Raw genomic sequence first — 13,820 nt, 5'->3', positions numbered from 1 at the left:
AAACCATGACTAAAACAGAAAAAAATTTCGATGTCCTTGTCGTAGGTGGAGGACCATCCGGCATGATGGCAGCTATTTCAGCTGCACAACAAGGCGCACGAGTGGCTTTAATTGATAAAAATAAAAAAGTAGGTAAAAAATTACTGATGACCGGTGGTGGTCGCTGTAATGTCACCAATGCACGTTCTGTTGACGAAATATTGTCCAATGTTCCTGGCAACGGGCGCTTTCTTTATTCCGCATTCTCTCAATTTTCTAATCTTGATATTATCGATTTTTTTGAACGCAATGGTGTCCCCTTGAAAGAGGAAGATCATGGGCGCATGTTCCCTGTGACTAATAAATCAAAAACAATTGTTGATGCATTATTTAACAAATTATTAAGTCTCCATGTCAGCTACTTCCCCAATCAAGCTGTCACCGATCTCCTTCTTGAAGACGGAAAAGTCCAGGGTGTTGTAACTGATCAAGAAACATTTCACGCACCGTCAGTGGTGCTCTCAACAGGGGGACGCGCCTATCCCTCGACAGGATCCACAGGGGATGGTTATCGTCTCGCACGCACAGCGGGTCACACAATCAGCCCCCTCTATGCAACGGAGTCAGCCCTTCTGTCTGATGATTCTTTTATCCAAAATAAAAGTTTACAGGGAATCTCTCTGCGCGAAGTCCAGCTCTCTGTTCTGAACGGCAAGGGAAAGACGGTCATTGCTCATCAACACGATTTGCTCTTTACACATTTTGGACTTTCTGGACCAGCTGCTTTGCGTTGTTCTAGTTTTATCAATCAATTACTCTCTAAAGGCCAAGCCTCTGTCACCGTGCATCTCGATCAGTTCCCTGACCAATCCCTTGCCCAATTAACGGATAAGCTGACCAAGCTATCAGCTACTGACAAGTCTGTCAAAAATGCTCTAGCCCCTCTCACTCAGGAACGGATCCTCCTTTTTCTCTTAGCATTCAATAAAATTGAGAGCAACCTCCCTGCCAAAAGTCTTTCACCTCAGCAACTTCAACATTTAGCAGAAAGCTTCAAAGCCTTTCCAATTAATATCCAACATACTTTTCCGATAGAAAAATCCTTCGTAACGGGTGGAGGTGTTACTCTCAAGGAGATTAACCCTAAAACACTTGAAAGTAAAAAAACGGCGGGCTTATTTATGACAGGGGAACTTTTAGATATTAACGGCTATACAGGAGGCTACAATATTACTTGTGCTTTTGTAACAGGTTATGTTGCAGGCCTTCATGCAACAGATCAAATTAGTGAACTAAGAGGACTCTCCGTCTAAAAATCAGTTCATACTTGCACAATTTTATAAGAAATGGTACTATATTAAAGTACTGTTTTGCGGTGGTGGCGGAATTGGCAGACGCGCAGGATTAAGGATCCTGTGACCGCTTTAGGTCGTGAGGGTTCAAGTCCCTCCCACCGCATCATTCAAAGAAAGACGAAGCATAACCTGCTTCGTCTTTTTTTTGAACGCTTTTTCTTCTCCCAAAAAAGAAATATGTTAAAATATAAGAGCGTTTACAAAATAAAAAGTTATTTAAAAAGTGAGGATTCTAGTGAATCTCGAAATATTACTAGAAAAAAAAGAGCAACTTCAACTTGAACTGCTCAAACAACTAATTTCAGAAAAAAATCCGCCTACACTTTCTCAGCTAGGTGAGCAAATCAGACTCTCACGTCCTTCTCTCGAGCTCTATTTAGAAGATTTACAGGATTGGGGCAAAGTGCATCAATGTTTTCAAATGATTAGAAATGCGAACCATATTTACGCCCGCCTCTCAACTGGCAAAACTTTTGATAAAATATTGGGCGCTTTTGTTAAAGAAAGCATCAAATACAACTTACTTTGCGCTTTGCTTGAAAAACAGGCTCTTACAATTACCAGCCTGTCAGCACATCTCATGATTAGTGAATCCACCCTTTTTCGCAAAATCAAAGAACTAAACATCCTCTTAAAACCCTTTGATTTAGTAATAAAAAATAATCAGATGAACGGCGAAGAAAGTCAAATACGTTACTTCTACTACCTTCTTTGGCAAACCCTCCATCCCAATTTCCGTCCTTCCTTTCTATCTCCGAGCAAGCAAAGTCAACAAGTTGTGAACTTATTAGAAGAGACTCTTCGTGTTCGTTTTTCACCAAGTAGTCAGGCCAAAATAAACTGTTGGCTACGTATCGCTGATAAACGAAAAATGGTTGAAAGCCGAAAAAATCAGCTGGCCCAAAAACAGAAAAGTTTTTATCAGGATAATCATCTCTATCAACTTCTAGACTCTGTTTTTTATCAGTCTATTTATGAAGATAAAGTCAGCAAAGAAAATTATGAAACCATTATTTTCTTTGAGTTTTTAATTTCTTTTTATATTTTGTCTCGAGAAGATTACTATCGTTTTTACGTCAGCCAAAGTCAAAAGATTCCGGTCGTCTTGCTGGATATTGCTATACGGGAACGCGCCCTCAAACATTATCAAACACATCGTCTCGCTATAGAAGAAGAAAAAAGTTTCAGCTATCAACTTTCTCAAGTGAACAATCGCTTCTACTTTTTTAAGGGAACACTTTCTAGATACCAAAAAGTTCAACTCATGGACTATGAAAAAAACATGATGGATCAGAGCCTACAGCACCTCCTCAAAAAGCTATTGGAAATAGCGCAGTCTTATTTTCCGCAACAGAATGGCTTTAATGACCTCGAATTCGGTTACACGAATATGTTACTCCTCTTAGAGGTACTTTTTACACGTCAAGTCACGATTGCTTATGACCTCTCCGAAGACCCTTCTTTCCACATCCCTTTAGAACAACTCCTCAAATCACAGCTTCGGAGTATTGAAAATATCAGCATCGAACCTTTCAATCCTGACAAAAGTTATGACTTGTTAGTTTCAAATCAACGAGATGAGCCACGTGAAAATGTCTATCTTCTAGATGATTTTAACCTTGAACAAAACCTCCACTTATTGACTCAAAAAATTGAACTCCTCAAACAAAACAGACTTTCTCATTAAATTCTTTCGCTTTAGAAAGGATTTTTCTTTTTTATTACCGCTTTCAAAAACTTTTAAAAAAAGTTAGTTTTTGAAAGTTTTTTTTAGAATACTCATGCTACAATATAAATATAGAAAGCGATTTCAAAAAATGGAGGAAACAATCTATGCAAGAAAACTACATCATGGCAATCGACCAAGGAACGACAAGCTCACGTGCAATTATCTTTGACAAACAGGGAAAGCACATCGGAAGTTCTCAAAAAGAATTCACCCAATATTTTCCCGAAGACGGTTGGGTAGAACATGATGCCAATGAAATATGGAATTCAGTCCAATCGGTTATTGCTGGTGCATTCATTGAATCTGGAATTAAACCGAGTCAAGTAGCGGGAATCGGAATCACCAATCAACGAGAAACCACCATCGTTTGGGAAAAGGCGACAGGTAGACCGATCTATCACGCCATCGTTTGGCAATCCCGACAATCTTCAAGTATTGCCAATGGTTTAAAAGAAGCTGGCCACGAGACAATTTTCCATGAGAAGACGGGTCTTATTATCGATTCTTACTTCTCCGCAACTAAAATTCGTTGGATTTTAGACCATGTGGAAGGTGCTCAAGAGCGTGCAGAAAAAGGAGAACTCCTCTTTGGCACCATTGACACTTGGCTACTTTGGAAATTAACTGATGGAGAAGTTCATGCCACTGACTACTCCAATGCAAGTCGAACAATGCTCTATAATATTCACGACTTAGAGTGGGATCAAGAAATACTAAACCTCTTAGATATTCCTCAAGCACTCCTACCTAAAGTTGTGTCTAACTCTGAAATTTATGGGGTGACCAAAGGGTTCCACTTCTTTGGTGCAGAAGTTCCTATCTCCGGAATGGCTGGTGACCAACAAGCCGCTCTGTTTGGTCAAATGGCATTTGAACCTGGTATGGTCAAAAACACCTATGGAACGGGTTCCTTTATTGTTATGAACACCGGCGAAAAGCCACAAATTTCTAAAAATAATCTCTTGACCACTATTGGATATGGGATCAATGGTAAAGTGTACTACGCGCTTGAAGGGAGTATCTTTGTAGCTGGCTCATCAATTCAGTGGCTGCGGGATGGTTTAAAAATGCTCCAACGCGCAAGTGATTCAGAAGCGGCAGCAAGGCAATCTTCCAATCAAGATGAAGTCTATGTTGTCCCCGCTTTTGTTGGGTTGGGCGCACCTTACTGGGATCAAGAAGCTCGGGGCGCTATTTTCGGTTTAAGCCGCGGAACCACAAAAGAAGACATTATTAAAGCAACTCTTCAAGGCATCGCTTATCAAGTCAGAGATGTCATCAGTACGATGAAAGAAGATACTGGTATCGAGATTCCAGTACTCAAAGTAGATGGCGGTGCTGCTAACAATGAATATTTAATGCAGTTCCAAGCCGACATTTTAGACATCCCTATTCAACGTGCCAGCGATTTAGAAACCACTGCACTTGGGGCTGCATTCCTCGCAGGACTCGCCGTTGGCTTTTGGAAAGACATGGATGAACTTCGTGAGTCTTATGAAGCTGGTAAAATCTTCCAAGTACAAATGTCTTCCAACCGTCGCGAAAAACTTTATGAAGGCTGGAAAAAAGCAGTTAACGCGACACAAGCTTTTAAATAATATGAAATGATATATGGAGGAGAAATAAAATGGCATTTTCAAAGAAAACAAGACAAGAAGCAATTCGAGCAATTCAAGATGATGAGCTTGATCTATTGGTTATTGGTGGGGGTATTACGGGTGCCGGCTTAACATTGCAAGCAGCAGGATCAGGTATGAAAGTTGCAATGCTTGAGATGCAAGACTTTGCTGAAGGTACTTCATCACGCTCTACCAAATTAGTCCACGGAGGGATTCGGTATTTAAAAAATTTCGACGTTGAGGTGGTCTCCGACACCGTATCAGAACGTGCAATTGTGCAAGGGATTGCTCCACATATTCCTAAACCAGATCCTATGCTACTACCAATTTATAACGACGAAGGTCCTACGACCTTTGATATGTTCTCAGTAAAGATTGCTATGGATTTGTATGACAGGCTAGCTGGTATTGAGCATTCTACCTATGCCAATTACACCATCTCACCTGAGGAAGTGTTACGCCGAGAACCGATGATAAAAAAAGAAGGCCTTCAAGGTGCCGGTATTTATTTGGATTATCGTAACAACGATGCACGGCTGGTTATTGATAATGTCAAAAAAGCCGTAGAACTTGGTGCCTATGCCATCAGTAAGATGAAAGTGATCGATTTCCTCTATGAAGATGGTCAGATAGCTGGTGTGCGTGCGCGCGATCTTCTAACTAACCAGGTCGTGGAAGTAAAGGCTCGCCTCGTTATCAATACAAGTGGCCCATGGGTAGATAAGATTCGATATTTGAACTTTACGCGCGCTATTGTTCCTAAAATGCGTCCCACTAAAGGCGTTCATCTTGTTGTCGACTCCAAAAAACTGCCAATCCCACAACCGACATATTTCGATACAGGAAAACATGACAAACGTATGGTATTTGCGATTCCTCGTGAAAATAAAACTTATTTTGGGACAACAGATACCGACTATCATGGCGACTTCACTGACCCTAAGGTGACTCAAGAAGATGTTGACTACTTACTTGATGTAATCAATTTCCGTTATCCGGATGCTAAGCTGACACTGGATGATATTGAGGCCTCTTGGGCTGGCTTAAGACCCTTACTTGGAGGGAATGCTGGCTCGGATTACAATGGGGGTGATAATGGAGCCGTTTCTGAAAAAAGTTTTGATTTGGTCGTTGATGCTGTTATGCGTTATCAAAATAAGACAGCGACAAAGGCTGAAGTGGAACATATCCTTAATCACTTAGAAGCCAGTCTGTCTGAAAAAGGGGATGCCCCTTCTTCTGTCTCTCGAGGGAGTTCCTTAGAGCGTGAAACTGATGGTTTAATTACACTTGCAGGGGGCAAAATAACAGACTACCGGAAGATGGCAGCAGGTGCAATGGAATTAATCTGTCAATTGCTAGATGAAGATTACGGTTTAAAATTTACACCTATAGACTCCAAAAAATGTCAAATTTCCGGCGGAGAATTCGATCCTACAAAAGTAGCAGAAACGGTTACTCAAAATATGAAAATTGGAGTCCAAGCTGGATTAAGCGAAGCGGAAGCGACTTATATTGCTGATTTCTATGGCATGAACTCCTTAAAAATCTTTGAATATGCTAAAGAAATGGAACCTTACGAAGGATTAACACTTGCTGAATCAGCGAAGTTGCGTTATGCCTTAGAAGACGAGATGGTTCTAACTCCAGTGGATTATTTACTCCGACGGACCAACCATATCCTCTTCATGATTGAAGGGGTGGATAAAATCAAAGGCCCTGTTATCAATGTAATGAACCATTTCTTAGGTTGGTCCCCAGCCGAAAAAATTCGCCAACAAGAACTGTTAGAGAAGGCATTGCGCGAGTCTGCTTTGTCAGAACTGAAAGGCTTATAAGAGTTAACATGGAACAAACGCCCACTAAATTTATAATTCAAAGGAGATAAAATGCACTCAGAAATCGTTCAATTGTTAGGAGAATTTCTCGGAACCTTCGTTCTAATTTTATTAGGGAATGGGGTCGTATCCGGCGTCGTGCTTCATAAAACTAAAGCTACAGGAGCAGGATGGGTAGCTATTACGCTCGGCTGGGGCTTTGCAGTCATGATGGGTGTATTTATCGCTGGTTTCATGTCTCCAGCACACCTCAACCCCGCAGTTACACTGGCGATGGCCTTGATTGGCAACTTCAGCTGGAGTCTTGTTATTCCTTATATCATTGCCCAGTTTCTTGGTGCAATGGTTGCAAGTATTATCCTCTACCTGATGTATTACCCCCACTATGAAGAAACTAAAAATCCAGCTGATATCCTTGGAACTTTCTCTACAGGTCCAGCTATCCGTCACACCCCTTCCAATTTAATCAGTGAAATTGTTGGGACCATGATTTTAACAGCAGGGATTTTAGCTTTCGGACAATATGATATCATGAAATCATCCGGAACTTCAGCCTTGCTCGTGGGTGCTATCATTACCGCTATTGGTCTTTCTCTCGGAGCTACGACAGGTTACTCGCTTAACCCCGCACGTGATTTAGGACCTCGTCTAATGCATGCCCTCCTTCCAATTAAAGGAAAAGGTGACTCCGATTGGAGTTATGCTTGGATTCCTGTGATTGGACCCCTTATTGGCGGAGCCCTTGGTGCTATCCTCTTAAATCTTGTGATTCAATTTGTAAAATAATAAAAAGTACCGTCTAGGTACTTTTTTAATAACTTTCATAATGTTCAAAAAGGTATTCTAAATCTTGAATATTTTCTATGAGTTTTTGACCGATATTGGTATTTTTCACTCGTTTACGTTCTTTAACTTCTTGAACAAGACGTTTTACGCTAATGATGTCGCTCCCTTTTTCAACTGCTTCTTTTACTGTAGAGAAGGGTTGATGGGCAACAAGTTGAATTCCATAACTATTATAAAGTAAGGTATAGCCCGCTATACCTGTTTCTTTTTGATAAGCTTTTGAAAAACCCCCGTCAATCACAATCAGCTTACCTTCAGCTTTTATTGGGTTTTCTCCATTTTTTTCTTTAATTGGAGTATGGCCGTTAACTAAATGTCCATCTTGCGGTAAATCAAAATTTTCCAAAATACGAACGATAACCTCTGGATGTTCACGAAGCTGATAATAAGGATTTTTCTTCTCTATATGAGTTGTTTTATCCTTAATATAATAGCGCTCAAATGTGGTCATCGCCGTCTTTCCAAAAAGAGAAGAACATTCCCCTACCCACAAATACCACATTATATCTGTAGCCAAATCTGTAGATTCTTCTGGATGGGCCAGACATGTTCGCACCTCTTGGTCAAAGAAGTCGAGAAGGACTCTTCCAGAGTATGCCTTATCAGCCAGTCTAAAAGATTTAAAATCACCATTTTCATGCAAAGGCAAGCAACCATGAATTAATAAATTTCCATTGTAACGCAGGTACATGGCTCCTTTTTCTTGTAAAAACTGTACATGATCTCGTAATTTATTTGAGCATCTAAAGTTTTTTAGTAGATGATGAACGATAGTTTCCTCTTCTGTAGTGAGTCGCTCAGGTTGCTTTGGATCAATCGTCGGCGCAGAAAAATTTTCTAAAGGGTAAGTTTTTCCCTCCACCTCAATGGTCTGCTTATCAAAATTAATCTTATGTAACACATCACGATGAGCTAATTGAAAATCTGGGCGTCGTATGATAAGTTGACTTTCCAATTTAAATTGTAAAATCGCTGCAGCTTGTTGGAGTTGATTAAGCAATTCCTTTTCTGATAGAGAAAGGGAGCCCTCTTCTGTGAGACGTGGCTCAAATGCGGGACTAGGTTGATAGTATTCTGCTGCATAAGCTAACAGGCTCCTCAGATTAATCCCATAAGTTTCTTCGAGAATATCCAAATTGCCATAGCGGGAACAAATTCTAATGACATTCATCATAGCTACAGAAGAGCCACTAAAAGCAGCCATCCATACAATGTCATGATTGCCCCATTGTACATCAACCGAAGGCATTTTCATCAGTCGGTCAATAATCTTATCCGGATGAGGGCCACGGTCATAAATATCACCAACAATATGAAGATGATCAACTGTCAATCTACGAATAGTATCAGCTAAGGCAATGATTAAGCTAGGAAGCTCGCCTAGGTCTTGAAGTTTTTGAAGAATTGCGTCAAAATAATCCTGTTTGTCTTTGGTAGCTTGAGCTTCATTGATTAATTCTTCTAAAATATAACGAAATTTTTCAGGAAAAGCTTTGCGTACTTTTGAACGTGTATATTTTCGTCCAACAAATTGAACCGTTGCTAAGAGCTGAATAAGCTTTTGTCGACAATCGTTTTCAAATGTCGCTTTAGTTTGGCGGTTGAATTCTAAATCTAGTTTTTCTTGTGGATAATAAATCAAGGTTGCGAGAGAGGAAAGCTCTGTCGCAGAAATTTCTGGAAAGCATTCTCGAAGTTTTTCTTTAATACTGCCAGAACCATTTCTCAAAACATGATTAAAAGCATCATATTCACCATGCACATCACTCATAAAGTGCTCTGTTGCTTTTGGTAATTCACAAATCGCACTTAAATTAATGATTTCAGTTAAAACAGCTTCTTTTGAAGTAAATTGTGCTTTCAGTAATTGATAATATTTTTTATCCATAAATACCGTAAAATAAGTTATTAACCTAGCTTACCCTCTACTTTCCATCTAAAAAAATGAGAATTATTAGACTATCTTTGCTATTTTATCATAGTCCGAAGCGATAGTAAAGCGCTATCATCCGTAAAAAATTACTGACAGCGCGGTCAGTAACTTACTGGCGTAATAAAAAATCTGTCAGTAACTGACAGATTATTTTTTGATTTTAATAAATAATACTTTAAGATAATTTCCTTCTGGAAAGCTGTCAGCAATATGAAAATCAGCCGGTAATTTTTCTTCTTGGAAAACGGTAAATTTTACGCCTTTATTTTTGAGCGCTTCTTCAATCATTTGACGGAACTTTTTATCCGAAACATTCGCTGCATTGGTTGATGCAATTAATGTCCCATTATTTTCTAAAATTTCAACAGCTTCTTTAACAAGCTCGCCATAATTTTTAGCTACTGAGAATGTTTTTTTACCATTTCTGGCAAATGAAGGAGGGTCAAGGACAATCATGTCATAAGCCAATTTCTTTTTCTTGGCATAATTAAAATAACCAAAAACATCCATCACATAGATTTTTTGACTTTCCGGTTCAATGCCATTGACCAAAAATTGTTCTCTCGTTTTATCAAGTGAGCGTTTCGCCAAATCAACAGATGTGGTTTGACTGCTCCCTCCAAAAGCTGCTGCGACTGAGAAAGCCCCTGTATAACTAAACATATTGAGTAACGTTTTCCCCATCGCTAAACCATTCACAAGTGCCCCGCGAACATTTTTTTGGTCAAGGAAAATTCCTGTCATTAATCCTTCATTGAGATAAGTCGCATAAGTCACGCCATTTTCCCTGACTAACAAAGGTTCAGATGCTTCCTCACCAAAAATATGCTGACTTTCTAAAGTAGCCTCAGAAAAACGAAGTTTTTCATAAGCCCCTTTAATATCTGGGAAGACGACTTGAAAAGCCTTAACAATCGCTTTTTTTTGACTATATATAAATGGATTATACCAAGAAAAGACAGCAAAACCATTATAAAAATCAATGGTTAAGCCACCTAACCCATCTCCTTCACCATTAAAAAGACGAAAGGCGTTCGTCAATTCATCCTGATAGAAGTTCGCCCGTAAAGCGCGTGCATTGACAAATTTTTCCACATAAAAATGATGGTCAATTTTTACCGATGAAGTAGCTAAAAGCCAACCCACTCCTTTATTTTGTTTTGAAAGATAACCTGTTCCAAGCGCTTGCCCTTTTTCATCAAAAAACTGGACGAAGGCATCATCTGATGGAGCTGTCAGTAAATCTTCAGTTACTAAAAGTGGATAGCCCGCTCTCATTTTTTTCGCCGCTTTCTGGCGCACGGTAATTTTTTTCATGGTCTTATTATAGCAAGTTGTTTCCGATATCGTCAAGGAGTCACCTCTCCCCCTAATGCTTAGACTTTCCAGCTTGAAAATAACTTTAGGTATAGTATAATGAGAAAAACAACATTCGGAGGAACTAGATCATGGCCTGTACAACACTTCTCGTCGGTAAAAAAGCCTCATTAGATGGCACCACTCTAATTGCACGAAACGAAGATGGTGGAGATAAACCTAATCCCCAACGCTTCGTTGTCATCAATCCTGAAAATCAACCCAAGCACTATCGCTCTATCACCACAGCTTGTGAATTTGACTTACCAGAAAATCCCCTATCCTATACTTCTACACCTGATGCGGATTCAACCTATGGGATTTGGGCAGCGGCTGGCATCAATAGTGCAAATGTTGCCATGACTGCGACAGAAACTTCAACGACAAATAGTCGTATCTTGGGATTGGACCCGTATGTTGAAACTGGACTAGGTGAAGAAGATTTCACAACAATTACTCTCCCTTATATCCAGAGTGCGCGTGAAGGCGTTGAACGGATGGGACAACTCTTAGAAAAATATGGAACCTATGAATCAAACGGAATGGCTTTTTCTGACAAAGATGAAATTTGGTGGCTAGAAACTCTGGGTGGACATCAATGGGCAGCTATGCGTATCCCCGACGACGCTTATGTCATTGCCCCTAATCGTCTTAATATCGATTGGTATGATTTTGAAAGTTCAGAAACTCTTTGTTCTAGCGGTTTGAAAGCCTTCATTGATAAGAATAAGCTTAATCCAGACTTTGATGGTTATAACCTTCGTCATATTTTTGGTTCAAGTACCATTAAAGACACGCGCTACAATAATCCACGCGCTTGGTATGTGCAAAACTATTTTTCTCCCGAAACCACAGGAAATGACGATCCATTTAACCAGGATTTACCTTTCATCTGCCATGCCAATCGCAAAATTTCCATTGAAGAAATTAAGTTTGTCATGTCAAGTCATTATGAAAATACAGCTTATGACCCATACAGCACAACATCAAGCGCCGCAGAACAAAAATTGATTCGACCAATTGGACTCAATCGTAATTTGGAACTCCATGTTTTACAAATTCGAGATAATGTAGACAAAGAGCTTGCTGGCATTCATTGGCTTGCTTTTGGACCTAACAGTTTCAATAGCCTTGTTCCATTTTATGCTCATGTGGCAGACACCCCTCCTTGTTATCGCGATACAAAAGCCGACTTTGAGCCAACCAAAATGTATTGGTTGACTACGATGACCGCTGTTCTAGGAGACAGTAATTTCCAAGGCTATGTCGATAAAAGAGACAATTTTGACCTCAACACAATGGCAAAATTAAGAGCCTTACAAAACGAAACCGACAAAGGAAGTGACCAATCACTTGAAGCAGTGAACGAAAAACTTGCACAGATTGCTCTGACTGCTCAAACTGAACTTCTTGGTAAAATGGTTATTTCTGGTTCCAATCACATGAAACTTCGCTTTGATTTTAATGATTAAAAAAGTCAATAAGTATTTCCGTAAAGTTAAAATAGTTTTTCTTGCGATATTTTAATGTATAATAATGTTAATAATATTTCGAGGATGACAATATGAATTTTAGAGGATATGGTGAAAAATTTAGGTTAATTAGAGAGCAAAAGGGACTCCCACTTTCTTTCTTTGCAAAGTGTAACGTAGATAAAGCTGATTTAAGTCGTTTTGAGCGTGGCCAGTCAATGATGAGTTTTGAAAAAGTAGATGTAATGCTTCAGACAATGAACGTAAGTTTAGCAGAGTATGAACTCGTTATTAATAATTTTGTTCCAGATTTTCAAGAAGAATTTTTATTTGAAATTGATGAAGCTGATTTTTCACAAGATGAAAAGAAGCTTCGAAGTTTATATCAGGAGGCTAAAGAATCAGGTTACGGTTATTTATCTTTAGCTGCTAAAGCCAGATTTGAGCAGTTGAGTCAAACGGAGATTATGGTAGTTGTGCAGTTTTTGAAAAAGGTTAAAGTATGGGGCTATTTTGAATTGTCCGTTGCTTTTTTTGTTCTGGATAATCTTGATACAGAAACGATTCGAGATTTGATGGTCGATTTTGAGCAAAAGAATAAAAATTATTATGGAATTTTTCGGTATCGCCGTCGAATCTTACAAATTGCTTATCGAGCCATAGTCTTGCTTTGTTCAAGAGGCGAGCAAGACTTAGCTAAGGATATTTTGGATTTGACAGAAAAGCGTAATCGAGCTGGAATTGACCTCTATCTTGATAATGTTCGGCAGATGGCTCTAGGATTCTATGATTATTATTTTGGAGATAAGAAATACGGATTAGCGCTGATACAAAAAGGTTTAAATGTCTTTGAATTTTTAGGACAGGAGCGCTTAAAAAAATTTTATAGGATTAGAAATGAACATTTTTTGAAATAGTCTTATGTTACAAAGTCGTTGCGCTATCGCAACGACTTTTTTGATGATTGCCCTGACAAATAAATTATAATAGGCTTATCAAATAAAAACAAAATAAAAAAGGAGGAAATCTCTTATGAAAACCAAACTAATTATCGCAGGCCTTATGGCTTCAGCAACTTTACTTACAACAGTTGCACCAGTTATTACAAATGCGGATGACATTACTGACACTAATTCGCCAACAAATTTGACAGTTGAATCTCTCCCATTAGACTTTGTTGTATCAAACGATTCTTTATCTACATTAATCTCAGATGATGGAACGACTACAACATTAACCTCAGAGCAACAAGATGTTGCTAATGCTATTGCAAACTACTATGCTAAAGATAGTTCTGGAAATGTAACTTTTACTGCTTCTCTTAGTGACTTAATGAATTTGGGGTTATCACAGGCTGATGCACAAGCAATTCTTGATAATGCATCATCAGCTGTAACAAGTCCTATTCGTACTCGTGGCTTTGTTGGATTGCATATTAATTTGGGCACAAAGACTCGTAATATGAGTAGTTGGGCTGCCGCAGCTTATGTTACAGGGTATGTTGGATGGTACTTAAAAGTATTTGCAACAACGCCAGCAACAGCTGGAGCAGTAGCTTTAATTTCAGCCGGGGTTGGTGCATCTGTTAAATATGCTATTACTCATGGGATTAAGCGTATTGATGTTGGAGTGAATATCCCATTTGTAGCTCTTTCATATACAGTTGCTACACCGTAGAAATTAGGTGAAAAAT

General features: G+C 39.2%; 10 protein-coding genes and 1 tRNA gene. 9 read left to right on the top strand and 2 right to left on the bottom strand.

Features of this window, described 5'->3' with window-relative positions:
* Positions 1-5: 5 nt before the first annotated feature.
* The 6 genes from JW886_RS02210 to JW886_RS02185 all read left to right on the top strand — a co-directional run bounded on the left by JW886_RS02210 (position 6) and on the right by JW886_RS02185 (position 7,306).
* Positions 6-1,292, top strand: coding sequence for a BaiN/RdsA family NAD(P)/FAD-dependent oxidoreductase (locus JW886_RS02210; RefSeq protein WP_205872193.1), 1,287 nt, complete (start codon positions 6-8; stop codon positions 1,290-1,292).
* Between the two features lie 59 nt (positions 1,293-1,351).
* Positions 1,352-1,437 (top strand) — tRNA-Leu (locus JW886_RS02205).
* 132 nt (positions 1,438-1,569) lie between these two features.
* Entirely contained in the window at positions 1,570-3,021 is a 1,452-nt protein-coding gene (locus JW886_RS02200) for an AcpB/EbpR/MafR family transcriptional regulator (protein ID WP_205872192.1), read from the top strand.
* Positions 3,022-3,167: 146 nt separating this feature from the next.
* Positions 3,168-4,661: a glycerol kinase GlpK gene (gene glpK, locus JW886_RS02195; protein ID WP_205872191.1), complete on the top strand. Its 1,494-nt coding sequence runs from the start codon at positions 3,168-3,170 to the stop codon at positions 4,659-4,661.
* A 29-nt stretch (positions 4,662-4,690) separates the two neighbouring features.
* The gene (gene glpO, locus JW886_RS02190; protein WP_205872190.1) at positions 4,691-6,520 is read left to right on the top strand and encodes a type 1 glycerol-3-phosphate oxidase; all 1,830 of its coding nucleotides are present in this window, start codon (positions 4,691-4,693) and stop codon (positions 6,518-6,520) included.
* A 51-nt stretch (positions 6,521-6,571) separates the two neighbouring features.
* The gene (locus JW886_RS02185; protein WP_205872189.1) at positions 6,572-7,306 is read left to right on the top strand and encodes an MIP/aquaporin family protein; all 735 of its coding nucleotides are present in this window, start codon (positions 6,572-6,574) and stop codon (positions 7,304-7,306) included.
* Positions 7,307-7,331: 25 nt separating this feature from the next.
* On the opposite strand, the gene JW886_RS02180 is transcribed toward JW886_RS02185, so the two are convergent.
* Both JW886_RS02180 and JW886_RS02175 read right to left on the bottom strand, forming a co-directional pair.
* Positions 7,332-9,254 carry a fructose-1,6-bisphosphatase gene (locus JW886_RS02180; protein ID WP_205872188.1) on the bottom strand — a complete coding sequence of 641 codons (1,923 nt, stop codon included), beginning with the start codon at positions 9,252-9,254 and terminating at the stop codon, positions 7,332-7,334.
* A gap of 192 nt (positions 9,255-9,446) precedes the next feature.
* The gene (locus JW886_RS02175; protein WP_205872187.1) at positions 9,447-10,616 is read right to left on the bottom strand and encodes a class I SAM-dependent rRNA methyltransferase; all 1,170 of its coding nucleotides are present in this window, start codon (positions 10,614-10,616) and stop codon (positions 9,447-9,449) included.
* A gap of 131 nt (positions 10,617-10,747) precedes the next feature.
* Between JW886_RS02175 and JW886_RS02170 the strand changes: the two genes are divergently transcribed.
* The 3 genes from JW886_RS02170 to JW886_RS02160 all read left to right on the top strand — a co-directional run bounded on the left by JW886_RS02170 (position 10,748) and on the right by JW886_RS02160 (position 13,804).
* A complete protein-coding gene (locus JW886_RS02170; RefSeq protein WP_205872186.1) occupies positions 10,748-12,127 on the top strand; it encodes a C69 family dipeptidase in 1,380 nt (459 codons plus the stop codon).
* Positions 12,128-12,219: 92 nt separating this feature from the next.
* Entirely contained in the window at positions 12,220-13,044 is an 825-nt protein-coding gene (locus JW886_RS02165) for an Rgg/GadR/MutR family transcriptional regulator (RefSeq protein ID WP_205872185.1), read from the top strand.
* A 115-nt stretch (positions 13,045-13,159) separates the two neighbouring features.
* Positions 13,160-13,804 (top strand): hypothetical protein, encoded by a 645-nt coding sequence (locus JW886_RS02160; protein WP_241003788.1) that lies wholly within the window; start codon positions 13,160-13,162, stop codon positions 13,802-13,804.
* Positions 13,805-13,820 lie beyond the last annotated feature (16 nt).

Source organism: Lactococcus taiwanensis (assembly GCF_017068355.1).
Taxonomy (GTDB): Bacteria; Bacillota; Bacilli; order Lactobacillales; family Streptococcaceae; genus Lactococcus; species Lactococcus taiwanensis.
The sequence above is the reverse complement of the archived record's forward strand: the minus strand, read 5'-3'. Positions and strand labels throughout refer to the sequence as shown.